Here is a 25,254-nt window from a genome sequence, read left to right as displayed (position 1 = left end):
AGATAGCTGAGCCCGATAGCGGTCACTGGAAGCGGCCAGGAGCCGTCTTGCCTTGATGCCCCCTCGGCGATTGGTGAGGTGTTGGGTCAGTCATGATCGTGTTCCGTGGACGCCATCCCGATCACCGTCATTTCAGAAAGCCGATGACGAACAGCACTGCGGTCAGGGTCAGCCCCAGGGACCAGAACATGAAGCGGTCGAGACGGCGGACGATCATGTGCAGCTCGGCCTCCATCTGCTCGAAGCGTTTGTCCATTTGCTCGAAACGTTTGTCCACCTGTTCGAAGCGTTTGTCCACCTGCTCGAAACGCTTCTCCATCTGGGCGATGAGCATTTCAAAGCGCTTGTCGACCTGTTCGAAACGTTTGTCCACCTGTTCGAAGCGTTTGTCCACCTGCTCGAAACGCTTCTCCATCAGGCGGAAGCCCTGTTCCATCAGTTCCCCCTGATGGCGGATGGCCTCCTCCACCCGCACGAGGCGCTCACGCAGCTCGATGTCGCGTTCGGCCACGAAGGCGCGAAGCTTCTCTTCCACGATCCGTTCCACCAGTTCGCGGACGTGATTGTCGTCTTCTGTCACCGGCATGATGCGTTTGTCTGTCGATCCTGAAAGTCAGTATACCGCGTCTGCCTCAGATCACGTCGGCGAACCAGCTTTCCGCCCGCTTGAAAAACAGGTAGCTGAAAGGCAGTACCACTGCGGTGACGACGGCACCGGGAATCAGGGTGTCCCAATCCGGCGGCAGACCCTTGAGCAGCACCCGCTGGAAGGCGTCGATGATGCCGGCCAGGGGATTGCACAGGTATAGGGTGTAGAGTCGTTCCGACCATTCGCCTGCGGCTTGTTGCACCAGCAGCTTCTGTTTGACCAGATCGAGAGGATAGATGATGGGGGAGGCGTACATCAGCAGCGACAATGCCACTGGCAGCATCTGGGTCACGTCGCGGTAATAGACGTTGAGGGCGGCGCCGAAGAAGCTGATGGTCAGAGCCACCACCATGGTGTAGAGGATGATGGCCGGCACCCAGACGGCATGAACGCTCGGCACCATGTGGTAGTAGTACATCAGGCCGGCCAGGATCAGAAAGTTGATTCCCAGCTCCACGGTCTTGGTGACCATGGCGGTGAGGGGGAAGACCTCGCGGGGGAAATAGATCTTGCGGATCAGGGCTGCGTTGCTGGTGACGCTGTTGACCCCCTCCGCCGCCGATTCCTGAAAGAAGATCCACGGCAGCAGAGCGGCGAAGGTGAGCACCGGGTAGGGGATGTTGCCGGTGTCGATGCCGACGAAGCTGCGCACCAGGGTGAAGATCAGCATCAGCATCACCGGCTTGAGCACCGACCAGAGGATGCCGAGATAGGCCTGCTTGTAGCGGACGATGATGTTCTTCCAGGCAAGGGCGGCGATCAGTTCGCGGTAGGTGTAAAGGTTTTTGGCGACTTGGAGCATGGTTCCCCGTCAAGCGTGAGTGGAAACTAAGTTCAGGAGATAGTCATAAACTTGTTGAACCGCTGTCGCATGGGCGGTCACGGCAAAGGTCTTCAGCGCGTGACGACGGGCGGAATGACGGCAACGTTCCCGCAATTCGATGTCGTCATGGAATCGTTCAATGGCTTCGGTCAGGGCTTCCGGATCGCCAGGAGCGAAAAGGAGGCCGGTATGCTCGTGGTCTATCATCTCCGCTGCTCCTCCATGATCGGGCCCGATCAGCGGCCTGGCCATGGCCATGGCCTCGATGACCACGGTTCCCAGGGGATCGGGGCTGGTGGAGGCGTTGACTACCACGTCCAGACCATTGTACACCGCAGGCATGTCGGCGACGTGGCCGGTGAATATGACGGTGTCTTCCAGACCTTCCTGGCACACCCGCGCCTTCAATTGGCGTTCGTAGTCCCGGCAGGATTGGGGAGCTGCGCCGACGATCATCATCTTGAGACGGGGGATCCGGTGCCGCAGGCGTTCGGCGGCATCGATGAAGATATCCTGGCCTTTCCAGGGAATGAGGAGGGCGACCAGACCGACGGCGAAATCGTCGTCGGCGATGCCGAAACGGTGGCGGAACGGGCGGCCGTCGGTTTCGGGATCGAGTCTTTCCAGCTCTAGGCCGTCGTAGACGACGGAGATGCGTTCCTGGGGGATGCCCAGGGTCCGACGCATGGATTGGGCGATCCATTGCGAGACCGGGACGAAATGGTCCGGCAGCCGGTAGGCCCGGTGCATCAGATATGACCCCTGCAGATCGCCGCGCACGTGGGCGATCGTGGGAATCCCCAGCAGTCTGCCGCTGAGGAGGGCGGCGATGTTGCACAGCGGCTCGTTGTTGGTGTGGATCAGGTCGGGGCGGATGCGGCGCGCCAGGTTCAGCATCCGCAGCAGGTAGGGGAGGCGGTTGACCAAGTCGTCGAGGCGGGCCACCAGCTGGCCTGCGCCTGGATGCACATGAGCGTGCACCCATTCGAGGGTCTTCCGGGGATCGAAATAGTGATCCTTGAGGTGAATCCATTCGGCTTCGGTGGCGATCTCCCGGTAAGGCGGTTCGTCTCGGTTGGTGACCACGTAGGGAATGTAACGGCTGTGGTCGAGATTGCGCACCAGGTGGCGGAGGCAGATGACGGCGCCACCGTAGCCGATGCCGTTTTCCACGTAGAGGATTTTCTTGGGGAATGTTTCAGGTGCCATGGAGATGCTGCCAAAGTTGTCGGGCTGTGGGAATCCACCTCGCCGGCAGGCGGCTGGCCAGCCAGTGGGCCAGGGTACGGACGGCGAATTTTTCCTGCAGGCTGCGGAGGAAAAGGGGGCGGGCCGTTTCGGGGTGATCGTGGCTGAAGTGCCAGTAGCCCAGGGTCCAGAGCGCTTGGGCCACCAGTTCATCGGGATCGGTGCCCTGACGTTTCAGTTCGGCGGCGCAGTGGCGGCGGATCGAATCCATGACCCGGATCAGATCCTCGAGCATGGCGTCGGTGTTGTCGGTGGCGTTGCGGCCGTGGCGGCAGCGCAGCATGTGAACCCGGGGCAGGCAGGTGACGGGGTGGCGCGCGGCGATACGGGCCCACAGCTCCAGGTCCTCGCCATAGCGGAGATCGGGATCGAAAGTGCCGGTTTGCTGCAGAACCTCCCGGCGCACCAGCACCGTGCCGGTGGGAATGAAATTTTTGCGCACGAGACGGGACAGGGCATCGGGAACCGGGGCGCCATCGAAGTGAACGAAATCATCCCGCAGGCCGTGATGGGCCAGCATGGAGGCGATCCTCACGTTGCCGTCGGAGTCGGTTTCCGCCATGTCGGAGGCGATCAGGGCCAGCTGCGGGTAGCGTCTCAGGGCGGCGAGCTGCTCGGAGGTCTTTTCCGGTGTCCAGCGGTCGTCGGCGTCGAGGAAGGCGATCCAGTCCCCACGGGCCTCCTGAATTCCCCGGTTGCGGGCGGCCGAGGGACCCTGGTTTTGCTGGCGCAGGTAACGCACCTGGGGAAAGCTACGGGCGATATCCGCGGTGGCGTCGGTGGAGCCGTCGTCGACGACGAGGATTTCCGCCACCGGGTGGGTTTGGGCCTGTACGCTTTCGAGGGCCTTCTCCAGGAAAGGCGCGGCGTTGTAGGCGGGGATGACCACGGAAATCCTCATCGGCGCCCCCCCGTCCATAGGATGGCCCAGGCCGGCAAGGCCAGGCCGGTCACCCAGGCCAGCAGGACCAGTTTGGGGTGACGATACCGCAGGCGTTGCAAAAAAGGCGGAATTTTGGCCCAGCCTTTGAGATGTGTGAGTCCGGGGAAGCGTTCGCCGGTGAAGCGGTTTTCCAGCGTGGCGGTGCCAGCGATGGCATCGGCCAGTTCGGGAGAGGAAAGAAAGCGCAGCGGCCAGCGGGCGGCCTGCCGTAAGATCTGGTCGAGCCCATCGAGCGCTGTCCGGAACCGCGCTTGGTCGCGGGTGAAGTTGTAACGATGAGTGGAGATGACGGCAGGAAGGGCCTGTCGCCATGCCTGGCGGATTTCCGTCAGGGCGGTTTCGGGGGTGTGGGCGCCGTCGGCCGGTTCGTACATGACATTGCGGACCAGGTAACGCTGTCCCAGGTGGTTGGTGTTGCCGGGACGGAGCAGTGGTTTGTCCTGATGGTAGCTGCCATCGGCCTCACGCCGGTCACAGCGGTAGCCGGCGGTCTGGATGGCGGTGATGCCGTGACGGTGCCAGGCCGCTTCCACGTCATCGTTCCACAGATAACAGGGGGCGACGCTGGTGCGGCTGGGTTGGCCGAACAGGCGCTGGAACTGATCCGTGGCTTCCGCGACCAGGGTGTCGATCTGGGCTTTCGGCAGGGGACGGGTCGGAAGCCGGGTACCGTCCACGTAATGTCCCTGCAGGGGAGGATCCAAGCGCTCCCAATCCCACCAGCGGGGCGATTCGAAGATCTTCTTCACCCGGGGATCGCCTTCGCGGTAAAGCACTACCAGACCCTCGCCGTGACAATGTTCCAGTCCGTGCAACTGGGGAACGAGGCGGCCGTTGCGGATGCCATGCCGGATCGCTTCGTGGATTTTCCGGAATTGAAGATCATCGAGAAAGCGGCGGTGGTAGCGTTCGCCTTTCTCATGGACGATACGCGGGGCGTCGGGAACCGCCAGCACCATGTTCGGAGTCAGGACGGCGGTCCGGCCAGTGCGGTCGCGGTGCCGGGCGAGCATGGTCAGCAGAGCCGTCAGCCGCGCTCCGTCGCTTTCGTCGCCGGGTCCCCAGTCGTCGCTCTCGATAACCAGGGGCAGGTCGGAGAAGTAGGGTTCCCGCCACGTAGCCAGGAACAGGCGGCGCTTCCACAGGAACAGGGCGGAAACGCCGAGAAGCCAGCCGGTTAAAAGCCATGTTGCCAGTATCATGATACCGCTCCGACATAGCTGACGACATAGCGGTGTTTGCCGGATGCTTCGGGCGGGATATGCCCGACCAGGATAATGTCGATTGCCACATCGCCGCCAAGCCGCTGTTGCAATCCCTGCCGGATTCGTTCGGTATTGTCTTCATGCCATTGCTTTTTCTCCGGCACGACAAACACCGCCACTTTTTCTGGTATCTCCTGAACGACTTTGAACTGCTGAATTCCCGGAATGTCCCGGAGAATGTAAATCAGTGCCAAGGCGTGCATGTAAGTGCCGTCGGGGCGGACGATGACATCGGTAGTCCGGCCGATTACCTCATCAAGTACCTCGAGGCCGCGCCCCTGGCGGCAGGATTCGGTGCTGCGGTAGGCCCAGTCGCCGGTGCGGTAGCGGATGAAGGGCTGGGCCTCGGAGGCCAGGTTGGTGATCACCACCTCCCCGCTTTGTCCATCGGGGACCGGGTTTCCCTCATCGTCCAGAATCTCGACGATGATCCACTCGGAGTTGACCAAAAGCTGGCCAGCCGGGGAATCCAGGGCGATGAGCCCCGCATCGCGGGCGCCGTATTCGCGGGCTACCGGGACGCCATACACGTGCTGGATGATTTCCCGTTGGTGAGGATAGAGTGGCTCGCCGGTGGTGAAGACCACCTTTAGTTCCGGCAGGTGTGGGATGCGGTTGCGTTTTTTCGCGTGCTCGGCCAGGAGGGCTAGGCTGCTGGCATAGCCGTAGATCACTTTGGGCTGGTAAGCCTCCATCTGATCCAGGTAGGCATCCATGCGGGCCTCGGACATTTCGAAGGCGTTGAGAAGCCGTTGATTGCAGAGGCGGTCGCGCAACGCTTTGACGCGGTCGGTGCGGTTCAGTTCCACCGGCGCCCCCCAGAGCAGCACTTCCCGGTCCCCCGGTTCCACGCCCCACCAACGTCGGGCCCGGATGCGGCAGGCGGCGTCGGCGGCCTGGCGTTTGCGGCCGAAGTAGAAGATCAATGGCTCGCCCGAGGAGCCGCCGGTGTTGTAGCGGTAAATGCCGCCCGGCGCCTCCCGCCAGACCATTCCGTCCCGATGATGGCGAGCATCCTCCTTGGACATGGTAGGCAGGCGGCGGAAGGCTTCCCAGCTGAGATTTTCTGGATCGAGACCGGCTTCCAGGATACGACGGGCGTGCCAGGGACTGTGGGCGAGGGCAGTATGCAGGAGTTTTCCGAGGCGTTGTAGTTGGAGATTTTGGATTTCCTGCCGGGAAAGATGTTGGGTCCGTTCCAGTTCGGTGGCCATCGAAAATGTGGGGCGCCGGAGTAGAAATTCCTGGGCCCGGAAGATCGACCGGGCGAGTGCCGGTGGAATCAAGCGCATATTGTTTTTGTTCTCAGAACGGGTATCATAATCGGCATCTTGCGGGTGTAGTTCAATGGTAGAACCTCAGCTTCCCAAGCTGATGACGGGGGTTCGATTCCCCTCACCCGCTCCATCTCCATTCTCACCGCCCCATCCCGTAGTAGTGGAATCCCATCCCCCGCAGGATGGCCGGGTCGTAGATGTTCCTGCCGTCGAAGATCACCGGCTGCTTCAGCTTTTCCCGCAGGGCGGGAAAATCCGGGCTTCTGAAGACGCGCCATTCGGTCACCACCGCCAGGGCGTCGGCCCCTTCCACCGCCTCCATGGGGGAATCGGCCAATACCAGGTCCTCCCGTTCGCCGTAGATGCGGCGGGCCTCGTCCATGGCCACCGGGTCGTGAGCCCGCACCCGGGCGCCCGCCTGCCATAGCTGCTCCATCAACACCCGGCTCGGGGCCTCGCGCATGTCGTCGGTGTTGGGCTTGAACGCCAAGCCCCACAGGGCGATGGTCCTGCCCGCCAAATCGCCGTTGAAGTGGCCGTGGATCTTCTCGAACAGCCGGCGCTTCTGCTGTTCGTTGACCTGCTCCACGGCCTGAAGCAGGCGGGCCTCGTAGCCGACTTCCCGGGCGGTGCGTTCCAGGGCCTTGACGTCCTTGGGAAAGCAGGAGCCGCCGTAACCGCAGCCGGGATAGATAAAGTGGTAGCCGATGCGGGGATCGGAGCCGATGCCGACGCGGACCTTCTCGATGTCGGCATCGAGCTTTTCCGCCAGATTGGCCAGTTCGTTCATGAAGCTGATCTTGGTGGCCAGCATGGCGTTGGCGGCGTATTTGGTCAGCTCCGCCGAGCGCACGTCCATGGCGATCAGCCGGTCGTGGTTGCGGTTGAAGGGGGCGTACAGCACCCGCAGCAGCTCGGTGGTACGGGGGTTGTCGGTGCCGACGATGATGCGGTCCGGCTTCATGAAGTCGTCGACAGCGGCCCCTTCCTTGAGGAATTCGGGGTTGGACACCACATCGAATTCCAGCACCTTGCCCCGCCGGGCCAGGATTTCCTGGATCCGGTCGCGGACCCGGTCGGCGGTGCCCACCGGCACGGTGGACTTGTTCACCACGATGCGGTAGTCGTCCATGTGCTCGGCGATGGTGGCAGCCACCGCCAGCACGTGGCGCAGATCGGCGGAGCCGTCCTCGTCCGGCGGGGTGCCGACGGCGATGAACTGGAACAGCCCGTGGGCCACGGCCTCGGCCGGATCGGTAGTGAAGGACAGACGCCCGGCGGCGGCATTGCGCGCCACCAGCTTGTCCAGATCCGGCTCGTAGATGGGGATCTCCCCCCGTTTGAGGCGGTCGATCTTGTCCCGGTCCACATCCATGCACAGGACGTCGTTGCCGACTTCCGCCAGACAGGCGCCGGTGACCAGGCCCACGTAGCCGGTGCCGAAAATGGTGATCTTCAAGGTCCTACTCCATCATGCAGGTTCCGCCGCCGCAGGCAGGCATACCACAGGTGCCGCTGCCGCAGGGTTCCGGGTTCTTCAGACTGGCGCTGGAAACCACGTGGCCGCCGGTGATCAGCCGTTCCACGGGGGCATCGGCCGGGGTGTCGCCGGGGTCAATGCCGGCCAGTTGGCACAGCTCGCCCCAGGTGCGCACGGTTTTGTCCATCGGATGACGGACTTCCACGACCTTGCCGTTGGTTTTGCAAAGATAATCGTAAGTGGGCATGATGACCTCCTTGCTGCCAAGTATAGACGATCACAAGACCATACCACGACAATCCGACAGGAGAGGGGAATGGAGCGTTTCGTGCTCGATACCAGCATTTTCACCAATCCGGACGTTTACAGCCAGTTCGGCGAGGCGCCGGATGTGGCGATGCTCGCCTTCCTCAGCTTGGCCAGGCGCACCGGCGCCAGATTCTACATGCCGACCTCGGTGTTTGGCGAGCTGCAGCGGATGCGGGAGAAGGCCGGGGTGCCGCCGGAATTCGAGGCGGTGGTGCGGATCCGTTCGCCGCGGCGCTTCAATCTGACGATTCCGGCGGGGATTCTCTACGAATTCATCGATGAGGTGCGCCTGCGTATCGACCGGGGGCTGCGGATCGCCGAGGAGCACGCCAAGCTGGTCAAGGACGGGGCCGAGCAGGAAGCGGTCGGCAAGGTCATCAACCGGCTGCGGGGGCGCTACCGGGAGGCCCTGCGCCAGGGCATCATCGACAGCCGTGAGGACATGGACGTGCTGCTCCTGGCTTACGAACTGGACGCGGTGTTGCTGTCGGCGGACGTGGGGCTGCGGAAATGGGCCGACAAGGTGGGGGTGATGATCGTCCGCCCGGAACATCTGATGCCGGTTCTGGAAAAGCTGGTGGAATACCGCGAAGGCTGAGTCAGTCGAAGACCAGCCTGCCCGCCAGCAGGTCGCCGAGCATGCCGGTCAGCGACGGATAGATGCGGTCGAATTCCAGCAGCCAGTGATCACCCTCGCGGCGCAGGTCCCGCCGGCGGATTTGAACCTGGTGGCTGGCCCGCTTGAGATGTTCCAACATCAGCTCGGCGTTTTCCCGCTCCCGGAACCGGCAGCGGAAGGTGGTGTAGACGCGGTGTTCGCGGCGGAATTTAGCGACTGCCTGATGCAGCCCTTCGAGCAGGGCCGCCCCCAGGGCGCGTTCCAGCTCCGCATCCACGGGCAGGCCATGTTCCTCCACGAACAGGCTCAGGCGCAGCAGGCGATTGGTGACGTATTCCGCCGGCAGGTCGAGCAGGTTGTCGGCCGCCGCGCGCAGGTCGTCGATGTTGATGTTGCCGGTGACGTACTTGGCCCGGTGGTCGCGTGGCGAGTCCTCCTTGAACACCAGCCCCTCGCGCCATTCCTCGTGCAGACGCAGCATGAGCTTGCGGATGCGCCCGACCTCGTGGGGATGGAAATAACCGTGCAGGGGCACCGGCGGCAGGTTGAAGGTTTCGATCAGCCGCTGCTTGTCGCGGTAGGGCAGAAAGCCGGCCTGGTTCTTCCGCATCAGGTCGAAGACGAACAGTTCCACGTCCTCCTCGATGAAGGGGGGGCTGCTTTCCAGATAAGGGTTGTCCGGGCCGGCCACCTCGGCGCAGACGACCAGATCCGGGTGCCGCGTGAAGACCTCCAGCGGCATCAGATCGGGCAGCCGGTCGGTGGTGAAAGGACAGACGAAGCCCCCGCGGGAAAGGGCCAGCACCTGCTCGCCGATGCGGACGATGCGGACGTTGAAGCCGTTGATCTTTTCCTCGGCCCAGAAGGGCGCCTGGAAATGAGCCTTCAGCCCGGCCTCGAGCGCCAGGACCCGGCCGATGTGGGGATAGCCGTAGACCACCGTTTCGCCGAAGACGGCAGTGCCCCGGGGTATGTGGCGCCAGTCGTCACGGTAGTGACGATATTCGATATCCTTGAAGCGACGTGCCAATGCCTTGCGCTGCTGCAATGCTTCGGGCAACTGGTCGATGACCGTGACGGGGCTGGGAACCTGGCTCATGGGGGATTCTTGTTTGTCATGGGAGAGCGATCATTGTAGCCTTGCCCGATGCCTGACACCATGACCTGCCGTCCCGGCTGCGGGGCCTGCTGCATCGCCCCCTCCATCACCTCCCCCATTCCCGGCATGCCCGATGGCAAGCCCGCCGGTGTCCGTTGTATCCATCTGGACGAAGACGACCGCTGCCGCCTGTTCGGCCGGCCCGAGCGGCCGGCGGTGTGCGAATGGTTCCAGGCCGAAGCGGAAACTTGCGGGGAAAGCCGTACCGAGGCGCTTGTCAGACTGCAGCGGTTGGAGGAGCTGACCGCGCAATCTGCCTTTTCTCACCAAGAGTGAATGGTTATGGCAGAAAACTGCCAGCCCGGGCCCTGGCCACCGCCTCGGCCAGCCGGGGGGGAACGTTTCCTTCCCGCAGGCAGCCTTCCTCCAGCGGTGGGAAGATTTCGTCGTAACGGCGGACGCAGGCCTGGTCGATGCGGCGGTAGATGTGACTGCGCTTCAGTTCGCAAGGGTGGCGCAGACTGGCGGAGGTCAGAAGATCGGCCACGGCGTGCAGGGTTTTGGCGTGGTAGTTGGCCACCCGGCGGGCTTTGTCGCGCACCACCAGGCCGCGGTAGAGGGCGGGGTTCTGGGTTGCCACCCCGGTGGGGCAGCGGTTGGTGTTGCAGCTGAGGGAATGGACGCAGCCCAGGGCCAGCATCATGCCCCGGGCGCTGTTGCAGGCGTCGGCTCCCAGGGCCAAGTTCTTCACCAGGTGGAAGGCGGACAGGATCTTGCCGGAGGCGATGACTCGGATGTGACGCTTGAGGCCGTAGCCCACCAGGCAGTCGACCACCAGGGCCAGCGCTTCGCGCAGGGGCATCCCCACCGAATTGCTGTATTCCAGGGGAGCCACACCGCTGCCGCCCTCACCGCCGTCGACGGTGATGAAATCGGGATAGATGCCGGTTTCCACCATCGCCTTGCAGATGGCGACGAATTCGTGAGGCTCGCCGACCGCCAGCTTGAAGCCCACCGGCTTGCCGTCGGCCAGCTCCCGCAGGCAGGCGATGAATTCGAGCAGCCCGACCGGGGTGGTGAAGGTGCGGTGGGTGGCGGGGGAGACGATCTCGATGCCTGGCGGCACCCCGCGGATGCGGGCCACCTCGGGGGTGTTCTTGGTCGCCGGGAGGATGCCGCCGTGGCCTGGTTTGGCGCCTTGGGACAGTTTCAGTTCGATCATCTTCACCGCCGGCAGGGCCGCCCGGTCGCGGAAACGAGCCGGATCGAAACGGCCGTGGCGGTCACGACAACCGAAGTAGCCGGTGCCGATCTGCCACACCAGATCGCCGCCCCCTTCCAGGTGATAGGGGCTGATGCCGCCCTCGCCGGTGTTGTGGGCGAATCCCCGCGACCGGGCGCCGGCGTTGAGGGCGCGGATGGCGTTGGGGCTCAGGGCTCCGAAGCTGAGGGCGGAGATGTTGAAGATGCTGGCCCGGTAGGGGTGACGGCACTGGGGGCCGCCGATCATCACCCGCAGGTCCGGGTCCACCTCGGTGATCTCGATGGCCCCCAGGGAATGGGCCATCCATTCGTAGCCGTCGCGGTAGGTGTCCACCCGGGTGCCGTAGGGGAGGGTGTCGCGGGTGTTCTTGGCGCGCTGATAGACGATGCTGCGGAACATGCGGTTGATGGGCATGCCGCTGGTGTCCGATTCGATGAAATACTGCTGCACGTAGGGGCGCAATCCCTCCATGACCCAGCGCAGGTGGCCGACGACCGGATAGTTGCGCCAGATGGCGTGGCGGGTCTGGAGCATGTCGTAGAGCCCCAGCAGGATCAGCGCCGTCACCGGGGCCAGCAGCCAGCGGTCGTCCGGATCGTAAGCCGCCACCCAGCCGGCGGCAGCCAGCAGCCCTAAGCTGGCGAAAATGAAGGCGGTGCGCATGACAGTCGCTTCCCTCGGGATGGTGACGGCAACATGATAACTTCGATTCGTCGTGGGACACTCGATTTCCCCGGGAAAAATCCGGATACTGGACAGACAAAGCATTCGAGAAGGAGAACACCGATGCGCAAGCTGACGCTTTTGCCGCTGCTGGCCGTGCCCCCGGCGGTTTCAGCCGCTCCCAGAACCTTGATGGAGCTGGATCCTTTCGCCTACATCCTGATCGAACTGGGGCTGATCATCGCCGCTGTGGTGGCCGGTCACCTGCTGGCCCGGCGCCTGCAGCTGCCGGTGATTCTCGGCGAGCTGCTGGTGGGGATGGTCATCGGCAACTTCCTTTACTGGAGCGAGCTGTCGCCGCTGTTCTTCCTCATCATGCATCTGGGCGATGCCAGTCTGCTGTTCCGCGAGGTCTGGATCAGCGGGGCCTCGGTGGTGGATGCCGCCGGCCGCATCTTCAGCCCCGAAGAACTGGCGCCGGGGGGCGTCGGGGCGCGTCTGATCGACATTCTGGTCGGCGACGAGGGCCCGGGGTTCCTCCTCATGGGCAGCGCCCTGTGGCATTTTTCCAATCTGGGAATCCTGTTCCTGTGGTTCCGGGTGGCGTTGGGAATGCGCATCGAGGAACTGCTGGGCGCCGGGATGCGGGCGCTGGCGGTCGCCGCCGCCGGTGTGGTCGCCGCCCTGGGGCTGGGACTGGTGGTGCTCGACTGGCTGCTGCCGGAAGCCGATTTCAGTACCCGTCTGCTGTTGGCCAGCGGCCTGGCACCCACCAGCGCCAGCATCGCCCTTCCCCTGCTAGAAGGCTTCAAGGCCCACCACGGGAGCCTGGTGGCCCTGGCGACCGGAGCGATTCTGGTGGCGGATGTGCTGGCGGTGCTGCTGGTGTCCACCGCGGTCACCCTGGTCCAGGGCGGGCAGGGGCTGGCGGGTGCCTGGGGGCAGGTGTTCGGGGTGGTGGCCTACGTGGGCGTCGTTTTGTATCTGTGCCGTCTGGCGCCCGGATGGGAACTGCTGTGGCTGGCGGAGATGGAGCAATATCAGGCGCTGCTCCTGCTGCCGTTGGGGCTGGCCTTCCTGCTGGCCTGGATCGCCGATATGCTGAGCCTTTCCAGCCTGATCGGCATCTTCGGCGCGGCGTTGCTGCTCAACGCCCTGGACCTCGAAAAGCGCTGCGGCGGCAAGGTCTCCACCCGTGATCTGATGCAGCCGCTGACCCAGGTGTTCGCGCCGGTGTTCTTCGTCCTGCTGGGGATGCAGATCAATCTGATCGATTTCTTTTCGTTGCAGGTGCTGGCCATGGGCGTGTTGCTGGCTGCAGCCGCCATCGGTGCCAAGCTCACCGGCGCCTGGTTGGTGGCCCGCGGCACTGAAGGCTGGCTGCTGGGCTGGTCGCTGGTTCCCCGCGGGGAGATGGCCCTGGTGGTCGCCGCCACCGCCAAAAGCCTGGGGGTGATGAGCGACGACGTCTATGCCGCTTTCATGCTGATGGTGATCGCCACCATGTTGGCCGGGTCGGCGCTGCTACGGCGTGTTGCCGGAGAAACGCCGCAGGAGCCAGTGGTGGAGTATTCCTCGGACTGATTCGACGGTCATTGCCCGCAGATGCGGGAGGAGGTGTGCGATGGGGTCGAAAACGTTGTCACCGTTGCAGATTTCTCCGATGCGGCCGAGCCTGAGCCGCCGACGGGTGACTTCTCTGCTCGAGCAGGCCGATATCCATATCGGCGGCGATCGTCCCTGGGACATCCAGGTCCACGACGAACGTTTCTTCCGCCGAGTGCTGGTGGAAACCTCCCTGGGACTAGGGGAAAGCTACATGGAGGGATGGTGGGACTGCGATCGCCTCGACGAGATGGTCTGCCGCATCCTGCGCGCCGGGCTGCTGCGGCAGGTCCGCTCCTGGCGCGACGTGCTCGCTTATCTGCAAGCCAGACTTCTCAATCTGCAGGACAGGCGGCGGGCCTTCCACGTGGGTGAGCAGCATTACGACATCGGCAACGATCTTTATCAGGCCATGCTCGACCGGCGACTGATCTACAGCTGCGGCTACTGGAAAGAGGCGGACACCCTGGACGCCGCCCAGGAGGCCAAGCTCGAGCTGATCTGCCGCAAGCTGGATCTGCAGCCGGGAATGCGGGTGCTCGACATCGGTTGCGGCTGGGCCGGGGCCGCCCGCTACATGGCCGAACGCTACGGCGTCGAGGTTCACGGGGTGACCGTGTCCCGGCAGCAGGCCCGCTATGCCCGGGATCTGTGCCGGGATCTGCCGGTGACCATCGAACTGAAGGATTACCGGGAGATCCGGGGGCATTTCGACGCCGGCTTCTCCATTGGCATGTTCGAGCACGTGGGCTACAAGAATTACGCGACCTACATGGAAGTGGTGCGCCGTTGCCTGCCTCCGGACGGCCTGTTCGTGCTGCATACCATCGGCGGCAATTTCACCGAAACCCACGGCAACCCCTGGGTGACCCGCTACATCTTCCCCAACTCCATGCTGCCGTCGATCCGCCAGCTCGGCGCCGCCTTCGAAGGACGGCTGATCGTGGAGGACTGGCAGAATTTCGGTCCCGACTACGACCGCACCCTGATGGCCTGGTACGTCAACTTCGAACGCGCCTGGCCCGAGTTGCGCCCCCGTTACGGCGACCGCTTCTACCGCATGTGGCGCTTCTATCTGCTCAGCTTCGCCGGCGCTTTCCGGGCCCGCTACCTGCAATTGTGGCAGATCGTGCTGTCGCCGCAGGGACGGCCCCGGCGCTACGATGCGCCCCGCTAGCCGGATCAACGTTCCCCCGCCCCGTTTCCGTCCTGCCGGCACACCGACGGCCACAGCCGATGCACCAGCACGGCGATGGCGCAGGAGGCCAGCCGTCCCTGGGGTGGGTCGGAACGCGACGGCAGTACGATGGGTACCCTGGCGCCGACGACGATGCCGGCCAAAGTCGCCTTGGCCAGATAGGCCAGGTCCTTGGCGAGAATGTTGCCGGCATCCAGGTCCGGAGCCAGGAGGATGTCCACCTCGCCGGAAACCTCGCTGTCTATCTGTTTGATGCGCGCCGCTTCTTTGGAGATGGCGTTGTCGAAGGCGAGGGGGCCGTCGACGATGGCGTGGCGGATCTGGCGCCGCTGGGCCATCTTGCTCAGGCAGGCGGCATCGATGGTGGAGGGAATCTCCGGTTTGACCACTTCCACCGAAGACAGCGCCGCCACTTTGGGCTGTTCCACCCCCAGCAGGCGGGCCAGATCCACGGCGTTCTGGACGATGGAGGCCTTCTGGGGCAGGTCGGGAAAGATGTTGATGGCGGCGTCGGTGACATACAGCAGCTTGGGATAGGTGGGCAGCTCGGCCACGAACACATGGCTGACGCGGCGGCCGGTGCGCAGGTGCTGGAGCACCGGGTGCATGAGCACGTCGGTATGAATCCAGCCTTTCATCAGACCGCAGACTTCCCCACCCAGCACCAGCTGCACGCCTTTCTCGGCGGCTTCTTCTTCGCCGTTGGCTGCGACGATGCGGACGCCATCGAGCGTGTAGCCGATCTGTGCTGCCAGGGTTTCGATCCGTTCCCGGTCGCCCACCAGGACGGGTTCGATCAGCCCGGCTTCGGCTGCCTCCCGCGCCCCTTCGAGCACGTAAGTCTCCCCAGCGTCCACCACCGCCATCGGCAGCGGTGGATAACTCCGGGCCCGTTCGATCAGCTGCTGCAGTGTAGTCGGCGGCGTATTCATGGTTTGACCAGGGTTTCAGGCTGTTTCAGGCGGGTGACCAGGGTGTCGAGGAAACGGGCGGCATCGGCGCCGAAGACCACCCGGTGGTCACAGCTGAGGGTCAGGGCGGTGCGGCCTTCGGCATCGGCGGCCGCCACCGCGAGGATGGCGCTCGAGCCCAGCGGCACGATGGCGTCGAACTGGCGTACCCCGGGAAAGGTGCCCAGATTGGAGAGGTAGAAGGTCGCTCCTTCGTAATCTTCCGGCCGCAGCCGCCGGCGCTGGGTCTTGTCCTTGAGGATGCGCCAGTCCTCGGCCAGCTCCTCCAGCGGCCGCCCGGCCATATCCCGCAATACCGGCGTGACCAGGCCCTCGCCGATGTCCATGGCGATGCCGATGTCGATGCGTTCGAAGCGCGCCAGACCCTTGGGCGTCCAGGCCTGATTGAACAGCGGATGGGCCGTCAGCGCCAGGGCGCAGGCCCGGGCCAGCAGCAGGGTCAGGGACCATTCGCCCTCGTGGGCGAAATCCCGCAGGGGGCGGAGGTCGGCGGTGGTGGTGACCCGGAACATCGGGGTGTCGGTGGTCCGCTGCATGTTGAGGGCCACTTTCCAGCGCAGCGCCGACGGCAGTTCGACCTGGTGCGGCGGGTTGTGGCTCAGATCCGGTGCCGGGGCGGTGAGGGCCGCGGCCAGGACCTGGCCGGCGCGGACGACGCCGTCCGCTCCCGCGGGCAGGGTGTCCGGGTCGAGGCCCAGTTCCGCTGCCAGTTCCCGCGCCAGCGGGGTGATGCCGCCAGAGGCCGGCCGGCGGGGTTCCAGGGCGGCGGTGACCACTGGGCTGACGGTGCCGCCCGGTGAGGGGGCGGTGGCTTGCGGGGGCGGTGGTGGCGGAGGGGCTTCCGCAGGTGCGGGGGGCGGTTTGGGAGCCTCCTTGGGAGGGGGCGGCGCCGCCGCAGGAGCCTGTTCTTCGGGGGGCGGGGGAGCTGGCTTTTCCGGAGGCGGCGCCGGTTCGGCCGCTGCCTCCGGGGCGGTTTCGGTGGGGGCGGCCTCGCCTTTGGCCTCCTCCGGATTGTCGGCGATCCAGCCGATCACCTGCTTGACGGCGATCTCGCTGCCCTCAGGAGCCAGGGGGCCGGCAATCCAGCCATCGCTGAAGGCCTCCAGCTCCATCACCGCCTTGTCCGATTCCACCTCGGCGATCACCTCGCCTTTCTTGACCGGGTCCCCGGGTTTTTTGAGCCAGCGCACCAGGCGGCCCACTTCCATGGTGTCCGACAGCACCGGCATGATGATCGGTTGTTTCATGATGCCTCCTTCACGAGTCGGTGGGCGGCGGCGACGATGTCGTCCACCTGGGGAATGGTCTGGGCCTCAAGGGTGCCGTTGTAGGGGGTCGGCATGTCGAGGCCGGCCAGGCGCATGGGGGCGGCCTCCAGTTGGGTGAAACAGCGTTCGGTCAGGTCGGCGGCGATCTCGGCCCCGGCGCCGGCGAAGCGGCAGTCCTCCTCGACGATCAGCACCCGGTGGGTGCGGGCCACCGAATCGACGCAGGTCTGCCAGTCGATGGGCGACAGGCTGCGCAGGTCGATGACTTCGGCCTCGATTCCCTGTTCGGCCAGCCGTTCGGCCGCCTGCCCGGCCAGCACCGCCATCTTGGAATAGGCGACGAGGGTGAGATCGCGTCCCGGCCGGCGCACCACGGCGCGGTGGGGCGGAGGCGGCGGGGCGGTCGGGTCCAGCGGGCCCTTGTGAAAATAGAGCAGTTCGTGTTCGAGGACGATCACCGGCTCGTCGCTGAGGACCGCCTGCTTGAGCTGCCAGTAGGCGTCCTGGGGAGTGGCGGGGACGACGATGCGAAGCCCCGGCACGTTCATGAGGGTGTGTTCCAGTCGCTGGGAATGCTGGGCCGCCAGCTGTTTGGCGACCCCGCCGGGGGTGCGGATGGTCAGCCCCATGGGCAGGCGCCCGCCGGACATGAACGGCACCTTGGCCGCCATGTTGATGATGGCGTCCAGGGCCAGGAGGGCGAAGTTGACGGTCATGATCTCCACCACCGGGCGCAGCCCCATCAGCGCCGCCCCGACCCCCAGGCCGGTGAAGCTGTCCTCAGAGATGGGTGTGTCGCGTACCCGCCATTCGCCGTACTTGGCGTACAGCCCCTCGGTGACCCGGTAGCTGCCGCCGTAGAGTCCCACGTCTTCGCCGAGGATGAAGACGTCCTCGTCCGCCGCCATCAGTTCGTCGAGGGCGCGGTTGAGGGCCTGCCAGATGAGCACTTCTTCGGCCATCGCTGCCTCCTAGATCAGAATTTCGCCGCGGCGGTTGCAGTACAGGGCCTGCCAGGCATCGTCCAGGGTCGGCTCCGGCGCTTCCAGGGCGAACTGCACCGCCGCCTCCACCTCGTCCTGGACCTGCCGTTCCAGCTCCTCGAAGCCTTCCTCGTGAAGGTGGCCCTGGTCGAAGCAGTACTGGCGCAGTTTCAGCAGCGCGTCGGGACCGGCGGCGGCGATCTGTTCCGGGGTCGGATAGACCAGAGACAGTTCCCGCAGCGCCAGCTCCAGGGGGTCGGTCTGCTGGTGGGCCTTGACTTCCACCGGCGGGCGGTAGTGGCCCGGATCGGCCATGGAGTGGCCGCGGAAGCGGTAGGTGAGGCATTCGAGCAGCTGGGGGCCGCTGCCGGCGCGGATCTGCTGGAGAGCGTGCTCGGTGGCCCGATGGACCTCGAGCACGTCCATGCCGTCCACCCGCTCGGCGGGGATACGGTAGGCGGCGGCGCGCTTGTACACCTCCGGCACCGCCGAATGACGGTGGATCTCGGTGCCGATGGCGTACTGGTTGTTCTCGCACACGAACAGCACCGGCAGCTTCCACAGTGCCGCCATGTTGAGGGATTCGTGGAAGGTGCCCTGATTGACGGCGCCGTCGCCGAAGAAGCAGATCACCGCCTCGGGCAGATCCTTCATGGCGATGCCGTAGCCCAGGCCGATGGCCACCGGATAGGTCTCCCCGACGATGGCGTAGCCGCCCATGAAGCGGCGCTGCGGATCGAACAGATGCATGGAGCCGCCCATGCCGCGGCTGCAGCCGCCGCGTTTGCCGAACAGCTCCGCCATCACCTCGCCGGCGGGCACCCCGCGCACTAGGGCGTGGACGTGCTCGCGGTAGGTGCTGACGATGTAATCGCTGGTCTCGCAGGCATGGATCACCCCCACCGCCACCGCCTCCTCGCCGGGATACAAATGGAGGAAGCCGGCGATGTTGCCCTTCATGTACTCTTCCGCGCAGCGCTCCTCGAACCGCCGCCCCAGCAGCATGTCGTGGAGGAAGGCGAGCGCCTGGCGCTTGTCCATGTCAAACCTCGCCGTCTTCTTCCGGCAGATACAGGTCCAGGGCCTGCACCAGGGGAGTCATGTACATCAGCGCCGGGCCGCCGTGCATGATGACCGCCATGAAACCGGCCTCGACGATCTCGTCGCGGGTGGCGCCCGCGTGGGCCGCGCTCCTGACGTGGGAGCCGATGCACCACTCGCACTGGCTCGCCACCGCCAGGGCGACGTTGATGAGCTCTTTCTCGCGGATCGACAGCGCCGGTCCCGATTCAGCCTTTTTGAAGAAGTAGGAAAACGCCTGGGTTTCGGTGGGATACTTCTTGCGCAGATAGGCCATCGCCTCGTGCATCTGCGCCATCTTGTCCTTCATGGGGTTGTCGGCCATGGGGTACCTCGTCGGTTGGCGGGAAAGATGCCGTCATGATGACACAAAGGGATAAGCTGCACCAGGGATGGCCGTAGGCGGAGGTCCGCTGTCATGTCCGTGCCTCTGTCGGCAAAGAATTTAAGAATATGGTGTAGAAGTTATATTCTATGGGCGTCGGATAACTCACGGGGGCGGGGATGGCAGAGACATCGGTTCAGATCAAGGTCACCGGCATGCACTGCAGCGGTTGCGAGAAAATCATCGAAGACACCGTAGGGGCGTTGCCTTGTGTGAGCGAAGCCCAGGCCAGTTTCACCGAAGGGACGCTGTCGTTGCGCTACGATGCGGAACGCTGTTCCCTGGAACACATCTGCAAAGCCCTCGAACCCAAAGGTTACACCTGCGTCCTGGCGCATAAGCGGAATGGTGCACGCTGCCTGAAGGCCCTGTTTTCCGTACTGGGATTGGTGGCGCTGGCTGCCGCGATTTACGCCGCGCGCCGTTACGGCCATGCCCTTTCCCTGCCGACATCGAGCCCCGGTATGAGCGATTGGCTGGTGTTGACGGTCGGCCTTGTCACAGGTTTTCACTGCATCGGTATGTGTGGCGGGTTCGTGCTCAGTTACACCCAGGCCACCCTGGAGTCCGGCCGTTCTCCCTATATGGCCCATCTGCTCTACGGGGTGGGAAAGACACTTTCCTATACCCTGTTCGGTGCGGTGTTCGGCGGTCTGGGAGCGTTGGTGAGCTTCACCCCGTGGGTCCGGGGGCTGACGGCGCTCGTCGCCGGGTTGTTTCTGGTGGGATTCGGCCTCAACATGCTGGGGGGGGTCGATTGGTTCCGGCGCCTGATGTTTCGTCAGCCCAAAGCCGTGGAAAAACTGACGCGATGGCGCCGTTCCCGTAATCCTTTCGTGATCGGTTTTCTCACCGGCTTCATGTTCGCCTGCGGGCCGTTGCAGGCGATGTACATCCTGGCCGCGGGTACCGCCGATCCGGTAGAGGGCGCCAAAGTCATGTTCCTGTTTGGCATAGGTACGCTGCCGGCCCTGCTGGGATTCGGGGTGTTCGCGACTTATCTGTCAGGCTGGATGATGCGCGGTTTCCTTCGCCTTTCCGGTATTCTGGTCATCGCTCTCGGCGTCATCATGATGATCAAGGGTTGGCAGAAGGGCCATATCGGCGATTATTTGCCCTTGATCTGGCGGCAGATGCAGGCATGGTGGTGAGGTGCGGCGTGGGAAGCGTGACCTGCTTCGTTTCGTCCGAATTGCTGGGCAATCCTGCAGCGCGCCTTTACGATGGTTCCATGCATCAGTGGAGCCGGACCATGCCGGATGCGGTTGTCCGTTTCGAACTGGAATGAATCTGGGCGTCACTTTCGGAGGATCGATTTGTCCCTAGCCGAATTACTACATTTTCTGGGCACGCCGCCGGTCTGCTCGTGGCTGCTGTTATGGTGCCTGCTGTTTTTTGTGGCCATCTTCTTCTCCATGCTCGGCCAGGGAGGAGGAACGCTTTATACCCCGATCCAGGTGCTGTTCGGCATCGACTTCCACGTCGCCGCCACCACCAGCCTGTTTCTGATCATGGTGACCTCCCTGTCCGCCACCCTGGTTTACCGCCGTGCCAACAAGGTGGACTGGCCCCTGGCCCTGGTGCTGGAATCCGTGACCACTCTGGGCGGGTTCGTCGGCGGGGTGGGGTCCGCCTGGTTCAGCGGCCGGGTTCTGAGCTGGTTGTTCGCAGGGGTGGTGGCCTTTGCCGCGGTGTTCATGATCCGGCAGTGGCAGCCACGTCCCAGGCCGGTGTCCCGGCCGAAATGGTATCTCTGGCGGCGTCGTTACGACGGTCATGTCTTCGCCGTGAATTTGCTCCTGGCACTGCCGGTTTCCTTCCTTGCCGGTATGGTGAGCGGAATGGTGGGAGTCGGCGGTGGCATCATGAAAGTGCCGCTGATGGTGCTGCTATTGGGGATTCCCATGGACATCGCCGTCGGTACCAGTGCTTTGATGGTCGGTGTCACCGCAGCTGGCGGTTTCGCCGGTCACCTGGTAGCTGGGCACTGGGACTGGCACCTGTCGCTGATGTTGGCGCTGGCGGTGTTTCTCGGCGGCCAGATCGGGGCGCGGCGGGCGTTGAAACTGGATCGGGTGCGGATGAAGCGGCTGTTCGGCTGGTTTCTGCTCGCAATCGCAGTGGTGATGGTAGTCAGAAACGGAGGGGTGGCCGATCTGGTGCAACTGCTGGAAGGGCTGCGGCAAATGTTGTCGCAGGCGCCTGGGGCGGGGATCGTAATTTGTCTGTAACGATCAGATGTTATCTATTGAGCTTTCCCCACTACCAATGATTGCCGTTTTACAAATTCATAAGGAGTAGACGATGGCGACGACAGTGCCCCCCCCGGTGGCCAAAAGACGCCTCAGCTTCTTCGAACGCTATCTGTCCGTCTGGGTGGGGCTGTGCATGGTGGCCGGGGTGGTTCTGGGAGGCACCTTCCCACAACTGACCGGACGGCTGCGGGCCATGGAGTTCGACCACAGCCAGATCAACATCCCCATCGCGGTGCTGATCTGGCTGATGATCTATCCCATGATGCTGAAGATCGACTTTTCCAGCATCCTGGGGGTGCGCCGGCGGCCCAAAGGGATCCTGATCACCCTATTCGTCAACTGGCTGGTCAAGCCCTTCTCCATGGCCTTCTTCGCCTGGCTGTTCTGCCGCCACCTGCTGGCACCCTGGATCGGCCCGGCGCAGGCCGACCAGTACATCGCCGGCTGCATCATCCTGGCGGCCGCCCCCTGTACCGCCATGGTGTTCGTCTGGTCCTATCTGACCGACGGGGACCCCGCCTATACCCTGGTGCAGGTGGCCCTCAACGATCTGTTGATGCTGATCCTGTTCGCCCCCATCGTCCGCTTTCTGGTGGCAGGGGCCAGCGGTCTGGAAGTGCCGTTCCAGGTGTTGCTTTACAGCGTCATCGTCTTCATCGTGATTCCGTTGGCGCTGGCCAGTCTCAGCCGGGTGGTGCTGATCCGTTGGAAGGGGATCGCGTGGTTCGAAAACTACTATCTGAAAGCTTTTCATCCGGTCGCCATCATCGCCCTGCTGACCACCCTGGTGTTCATCTTCGCCTTCCAGGCCGACAACATTCTTGTCAAGCCGCTGCATATCGCCCTGATCGCCCTGCCGATCCTGCTGCAGGTCTATTTCAACGCCTCGCTGGCCTACGGCCTGATGCGGCTGTTCAAGGTGCCCTTCAGCGTGGCCGCGCCGGGGGCCCTGATCGGCGCCAGCAATTTCTTCGAGCTGGCGGTGGCTACCGCCATCACCCTGTACGGGCCGGAATCCGGGGCGGCGCTGGCGACCGTGGTCGGGGTGCTGGTGGAGGTGCCGGTGATGCTGTCGGTGGTGGCCTTCTGCAACCGGACTCGACATTGGTTTCCCTCCGAGGAAACACAAGCGGCAAGGTGTTGAATCGTGTTCAAGAAACTGTTGGACATGATCGACATTCTACCGGCCTCCGAGCGCTTGCCAGATGCCACCCACGCGCTGTTGCCGGTCATCTTCACCCCGGCCCCGCCCGAAATCTGAGACCAGAGAGATTCTCCATGCAGTTCGACAGCGTTCTGTTCCTGTGCGTCGCCAACTCCGCCCGCAGCCAGTTGGCCGAAGCCCTGGCCCGGCGCCGTTTCGGCGACCAGGTCCGGGTCTGTTCCGCCGGCAGCCAGCCCAGCGGCCGGGTCAACCCGTATGCGATCAAGGTATTGGAGGAGGTCGGCATCGACACCTCGGGGCTGCGCAGCAAGGCCATCGACGAGATCGACCTCGACCGGATCGACCTGATCGTGACCCTGTGCGCCGAGGAATCCTGTCCGGTGGTGGCCGCCCGGGCCAGACGCATCAACTGGGCGATGCCGGATCCGAACCGCAGGGAGGAAGATTTGAGCGAGGCGGAGCGGCTGGCCATCTTCCGCCAGACCCGCGACGCCATCGCCCAGCGCATCGAAGTGCTCGCTGACCTGCGCGATCTGCCCCAGCCCCTCGATCCCAGGGAATTCCACGCCAGCATCCGGGTGCCCGACATCGCCCGGGCGGCCCGTTTCTACAGCTGGCTGCTGGGGGTCGAACCCAAGGAGTGGACCCACCGCTACGTGATCTTCGTCAACGACCGGCTCAGAACCAATTTCGTCATCCTCGTCGATGACGGCCTGGAACTGCACCACGACACCCTCTATCATCTGGGGGTCGAGCTGGCCGACAAGGCGGCGGTGATCGACGCCTACCGCCGCGCCGTGGCCGCCGGTTTCCCGATCCACAAGCCGCCGCGCACCACCTGGCGCGGCACCCCGCTGCACGAGCTGTGGCTCAAGGACCCCGGCGGCAATCTGGTCGAGATCTATGCCCGTCTGACGCCGGAGGAACTGGCGCGCATGCCGGCCGACCAGGAACCCGAGCTGCTGGTCTGAGGCTCAGTACCAGCAACAGGGACCCCAGGGATAGTACCACCACCAGAAGTCATACCACCAATACCAGGTGGGATAGACCGGAGGCGGGGATTGCTTTTCCCGCCGGGGCCAAAGGTGCCAGCTTTTTGCGGCGATCAGGGGAATGCGGAGCTTGCGTTCGCCCACGCTGATCTCCGTGCTGCCGGTCACCGTGCCGAGGACGGTCAGCTCCCGCCCCGGCAGGTAGATGGCCGGGTCCAGGAAGGCCGGGGTCGTGGCCATGAAGCGGCCCAGCGGTTCGCCGTCTTCCCGGGGCCGTCCCGAGCGGTCGAGAGGGCGGGCGAGGATCTGAATCCGGGTGGCCTCGGCAGCGTTTTTCACCTGAAGGATGGTGCCGCCCCAGCGCACCGTCTGGCCCCGGTATTTCTCCGGTTCGGCCTGGACCTGGGCCAGCGACAGGGGCGCGGCCTGGCCCTGAAGTTCCGGTGGCAGGCCGGCGCAGCCTGCCAGCAGGGACAGCAGCCCGAGCCAGATAACGAAGGCTTTCACGAAATACCTCCTGCGTGGCGCAACAGAATTTGCATGTCGTGGGCGATCTGCCAGGCTTCGTCGGTGGGAACGACGAGAATGGCGGTTTTCGCCTCCGGATGGTGGATCGGGGCGAGGGTGCGGCCGTCGGTTTGGCGGTTGCGCTCGGGGTCGAGGACGAGCCCCAGCTCTTCCAGCCCTTCGAGACAGCGGGCACGGACTTCGGGGCTGTGCTGGCCGATGCCGGCGGTGAAGATCAGAGCGTCGATCCGGCCCAGTAAAGCCAGGTAGGCGCCGATGTATTTCCTCACCCGGCGGCAGAAGACCGTCAGCGCCACCCGGGCGTCCTCATCGCCGGCGGCGGCCGCCTGCCGGACTTCGCGCATGTCGGCATGACCGCACAGACCCTTGAGGCCGCTGGCATGATTGAGCGCCTCGTCCAGGGCGGCGGCCGTCAGGCCCCGGCGCAGCAGGTGCAACAGCACGCCGGGATCCAGGTCACCGGGGCGGGTTCCCATCACCAGTCCTTCCAGCGGCGTCAGGCCCATGGAAGTGTCGATGCTTTTGCCGTTTTCGATCGCGCAGGCACTGGCGCCGTTGCCCAAGTGCAGGGAAATGGCGTTGAAGTCCGCCGGCGCTTTGCCTAGCCACTCGGCCGCCCGCCGGGTGACGTAGGCGTGGGACAGGCCGTGAAAGCCGTAGCGGCGCACGCCGTGGGCCGGATACCAGGCGCTGGGGACGGCGTAGCGGAACGCCTCCGGCGGCAGACTCTGGTGAAAGGCGGTGTCGAAGGCGGCGATCTGGAGCGCCTGGGGCCACAGTTCCTGCGCCACGCGGATGCCTTCCAGATTGACCGGATTGTGCAGCGGCGCCAGCGCCGTGGTGGCTTCGATCGCCGCCAGCACGGCGTCGTCCACGATCACGGTTTCATGGAAACGCTCGCCGCCGTGGACCACCCGGTGGCCGACGGCGCGGGGAACGATTCGCCATTGTCCCAGCAGGGTCGTGAGCCGCACCAGGGCCTGATGGTGATCCGCCAGCCGTACGTGCTGGTCGAGCCGGTGTTCCCCGTGCACCTGTATCCGGCCTTCGGCGGTGCCGATGGCCTCGATTTCCCCCGCCAGGCGACGCTCCAGGGTGGCAGGATCGAACAGGGCGAATTTGATCGAGGAACTGCCGCAGTTGAGAACCAGCAGGGACATGGTCGCCTCCAGGGATGTTTGCCCT

The 25,254-nt window shown here is 64.4% G+C and carries 25 protein-coding genes and 1 tRNA gene; 9 read left to right on the top strand and 17 right to left on the bottom strand.

Annotation, left to right across the window (positions count from 1 at the left end; translation table 11 throughout):
- Positions 1–127 precede the first annotated feature (127 nt).
- Genes MIN45_RS10810 through MIN45_RS10785 form a run of 6 tightly spaced genes read right to left on the bottom strand, consistent with a single transcriptional unit; the run spans position 128 to position 6,142 of the window.
- On the bottom strand, positions 128–586 hold the full coding sequence (locus tag MIN45_RS10810; RefSeq protein ID WP_286292149.1) for a hypothetical protein: 459 nt from the start codon (positions 584–586) through the stop codon (positions 128–130).
- A gap of 46 nt (positions 587–632) precedes the next feature.
- Positions 633–1,451, bottom strand: coding sequence for an ABC transporter permease (locus tag MIN45_RS10805; RefSeq protein ID WP_286292146.1), 819 nt, complete (start codon positions 1,449–1,451; stop codon positions 633–635).
- Between the two features lie 9 nt (positions 1,452–1,460).
- Positions 1,461–2,681 (bottom strand): glycosyltransferase family 4 protein, encoded by a 1,221-nt coding sequence (locus MIN45_RS10800; RefSeq protein ID WP_286292143.1) that lies wholly within the window; start codon positions 2,679–2,681, stop codon positions 1,461–1,463.
- On the bottom strand, positions 2,671–3,621 hold the full coding sequence (locus MIN45_RS10795; protein WP_286292141.1) for a glycosyltransferase family 2 protein: 951 nt from the start codon (positions 3,619–3,621) through the stop codon (positions 2,671–2,673). Before MIN45_RS10795 ends, MIN45_RS10800 begins: the two co-directional genes overlap by 11 nt.
- Positions 3,618–4,865, bottom strand: coding sequence for a hypothetical protein (locus tag MIN45_RS10790; RefSeq protein WP_286292138.1), 1,248 nt, complete (start codon positions 4,863–4,865; stop codon positions 3,618–3,620). Before MIN45_RS10790 ends, MIN45_RS10795 begins: the two co-directional genes overlap by 4 nt.
- Positions 4,862–6,142, bottom strand: a complete 1,281-nt coding sequence (locus MIN45_RS10785) for a phenylacetate--CoA ligase family protein (RefSeq protein ID WP_286292137.1) — start codon at positions 6,140–6,142, stop codon at positions 4,862–4,864. Before MIN45_RS10785 ends, MIN45_RS10790 begins: the two co-directional genes overlap by 4 nt.
- A 119-nt stretch (positions 6,143–6,261) precedes the next feature.
- Between MIN45_RS10785 and MIN45_RS10780 the strand changes: the two genes are divergently transcribed.
- A tRNA-Gly gene (locus tag MIN45_RS10780) sits at positions 6,262–6,335 on the top strand.
- 9 nt (positions 6,336–6,344) lie between these two features.
- On the opposite strand, the gene MIN45_RS10775 is transcribed toward MIN45_RS10780, so the two are convergent.
- Positions 6,345–7,664 (bottom strand): UDP-glucose dehydrogenase family protein, encoded by a 1,320-nt coding sequence (locus MIN45_RS10775; protein ID WP_286292134.1) that lies wholly within the window; start codon positions 7,662–7,664, stop codon positions 6,345–6,347.
- Between the two features lie 4 nt (positions 7,665–7,668).
- Positions 7,669–7,932 (bottom strand): zinc ribbon domain-containing protein, encoded by a 264-nt coding sequence (locus MIN45_RS10770; protein ID WP_286292133.1) that lies wholly within the window; start codon positions 7,930–7,932, stop codon positions 7,669–7,671.
- A 69-nt stretch (positions 7,933–8,001) separates the two neighbouring features.
- Between MIN45_RS10770 and MIN45_RS10765 the strand changes: the two genes are divergently transcribed.
- On the top strand, positions 8,002–8,592 hold the full coding sequence (locus MIN45_RS10765; RefSeq protein WP_286292130.1) for an RNA ligase partner protein: 591 nt from the start codon (positions 8,002–8,004) through the stop codon (positions 8,590–8,592).
- 1 nt (position 8,593) lies between these two features.
- Here the strand turns inward: MIN45_RS10765 and MIN45_RS10760 are convergent, their stop codons facing one another.
- On the bottom strand, positions 8,594–9,712 hold the full coding sequence (locus tag MIN45_RS10760) for an RNA ligase (RefSeq protein WP_286292128.1): 1,119 nt from the start codon (positions 9,710–9,712) through the stop codon (positions 8,594–8,596).
- A 60-nt stretch (positions 9,713–9,772) separates the two neighbouring features.
- Here MIN45_RS10760 and MIN45_RS10755 point away from each other — a divergent pair, with 60 nt between their 5' ends.
- Positions 9,773–10,048 (top strand): YkgJ family cysteine cluster protein, encoded by a 276-nt coding sequence (locus MIN45_RS10755; protein WP_286292126.1) that lies wholly within the window; start codon positions 9,773–9,775, stop codon positions 10,046–10,048.
- A 4-nt stretch (positions 10,049–10,052) separates the two neighbouring features.
- Here MIN45_RS10755 and MIN45_RS10750 read toward each other — a convergent pair whose 3' ends face one another.
- Positions 10,053–11,639 carry an FMN-binding glutamate synthase family protein gene (locus MIN45_RS10750; protein ID WP_286292125.1) on the bottom strand — a complete coding sequence of 529 codons (1,587 nt, stop codon included), beginning with the start codon at positions 11,637–11,639 and terminating at the stop codon, positions 10,053–10,055.
- A gap of 123 nt (positions 11,640–11,762) precedes the next feature.
- Here MIN45_RS10750 and MIN45_RS10745 point away from each other — a divergent pair, with 123 nt between their 5' ends.
- Both MIN45_RS10745 and cfa read left to right on the top strand, forming a co-directional pair.
- Complete coding sequence (locus MIN45_RS10745; RefSeq protein WP_286292124.1) at positions 11,763–13,223, top strand: cation:proton antiporter; 1,461 nt, start codon at positions 11,763–11,765, stop codon at positions 13,221–13,223.
- 40 nt (positions 13,224–13,263) lie between these two features.
- Positions 13,264–14,421 carry a cyclopropane fatty acyl phospholipid synthase gene (gene cfa, locus MIN45_RS10740; RefSeq protein ID WP_286292123.1) on the top strand — a complete coding sequence of 386 codons (1,158 nt, stop codon included), beginning with the start codon at positions 13,264–13,266 and terminating at the stop codon, positions 14,419–14,421.
- Positions 14,422–14,426: 5 nt separating this feature from the next.
- Here cfa and MIN45_RS10735 read toward each other — a convergent pair whose 3' ends face one another.
- Genes MIN45_RS10735 through MIN45_RS10715 form a run of 5 tightly spaced genes read right to left on the bottom strand, consistent with a single transcriptional unit; the run spans position 14,427 to position 19,069 of the window.
- Positions 14,427–15,374, bottom strand: coding sequence for a bifunctional enoyl-CoA hydratase/phosphate acetyltransferase (locus MIN45_RS10735; RefSeq protein ID WP_286292120.1), 948 nt, complete (start codon positions 15,372–15,374; stop codon positions 14,427–14,429).
- Positions 15,371–16,660 (bottom strand): 2-oxo acid dehydrogenase subunit E2, encoded by a 1,290-nt coding sequence (locus MIN45_RS10730; RefSeq protein ID WP_286292118.1) that lies wholly within the window; start codon positions 16,658–16,660, stop codon positions 15,371–15,373. Before MIN45_RS10730 ends, MIN45_RS10735 begins: the two co-directional genes overlap by 4 nt.
- Entirely contained in the window at positions 16,657–17,643 is a 987-nt protein-coding gene (locus MIN45_RS10725) for an alpha-ketoacid dehydrogenase subunit beta (RefSeq protein ID WP_286292116.1), read from the bottom strand. The genes MIN45_RS10730 and MIN45_RS10725 overlap by 4 nt, the downstream gene beginning before the upstream one ends.
- Positions 17,644–17,652: 9 nt before the next feature.
- Complete coding sequence (locus tag MIN45_RS10720) at positions 17,653–18,705, bottom strand: thiamine pyrophosphate-dependent enzyme (RefSeq protein ID WP_286292114.1); 1,053 nt, start codon at positions 18,703–18,705, stop codon at positions 17,653–17,655.
- A 1-nt stretch (position 18,706) separates the two neighbouring features.
- A complete protein-coding gene (locus MIN45_RS10715; RefSeq protein ID WP_286292111.1) occupies positions 18,707–19,069 on the bottom strand; it encodes a carboxymuconolactone decarboxylase family protein in 363 nt (120 codons plus the stop codon).
- A 179-nt stretch (positions 19,070–19,248) separates the two neighbouring features.
- Here MIN45_RS10715 and MIN45_RS10710 point away from each other — a divergent pair, with 179 nt between their 5' ends.
- From MIN45_RS10710 to MIN45_RS10695, 4 genes are all read left to right on the top strand, one after another.
- Positions 19,249–20,280: an urease accessory protein UreH domain-containing protein gene (locus MIN45_RS10710; protein WP_286292109.1), complete on the top strand. Its 1,032-nt coding sequence runs from the start codon at positions 19,249–19,251 to the stop codon at positions 20,278–20,280.
- Positions 20,281–20,445: 165 nt separating this feature from the next.
- Positions 20,446–21,360 carry a sulfite exporter TauE/SafE family protein gene (locus MIN45_RS10705; RefSeq protein ID WP_286292106.1) on the top strand — a complete coding sequence of 305 codons (915 nt, stop codon included), beginning with the start codon at positions 20,446–20,448 and terminating at the stop codon, positions 21,358–21,360.
- Positions 21,361–21,433: 73 nt separating this feature from the next.
- Positions 21,434–22,528: an ACR3 family arsenite efflux transporter gene (gene arsB, locus MIN45_RS10700; protein ID WP_286292105.1), complete on the top strand. Its 1,095-nt coding sequence runs from the start codon at positions 21,434–21,436 to the stop codon at positions 22,526–22,528.
- A 134-nt stretch (positions 22,529–22,662) separates the two neighbouring features.
- Complete coding sequence (locus tag MIN45_RS10695) at positions 22,663–23,520, top strand: VOC family protein (RefSeq protein WP_286292104.1); 858 nt, start codon at positions 22,663–22,665, stop codon at positions 23,518–23,520.
- A 3-nt stretch (positions 23,521–23,523) separates the two neighbouring features.
- On the opposite strand, the gene MIN45_RS10690 is transcribed toward MIN45_RS10695, so the two are convergent.
- Together MIN45_RS10690 and MIN45_RS10685 are read right to left on the bottom strand one after the other, a co-directional pair.
- Positions 23,524–24,048, bottom strand: coding sequence for a Slp family lipoprotein (locus tag MIN45_RS10690; RefSeq protein ID WP_286292103.1), 525 nt, complete (start codon positions 24,046–24,048; stop codon positions 23,524–23,526).
- Complete coding sequence (locus MIN45_RS10685) at positions 24,045–25,229, bottom strand: acetate/propionate family kinase (RefSeq protein ID WP_286292102.1); 1,185 nt, start codon at positions 25,227–25,229, stop codon at positions 24,045–24,047. Before MIN45_RS10685 ends, MIN45_RS10690 begins: the two co-directional genes overlap by 4 nt.
- Between the last annotated feature and the right edge of the window lie 25 nt (positions 25,230–25,254).

This window comes from Methylomarinovum tepidoasis (genome assembly GCF_030294985.1).
Lineage (GTDB): Bacteria > Pseudomonadota > Gammaproteobacteria > Methylococcales > Methylothermaceae > Methylohalobius > Methylohalobius tepidoasis.
Note: the sequence above shows the minus strand (reverse complement) of the source record. Positions and strands in the feature narration are given on the sequence as shown.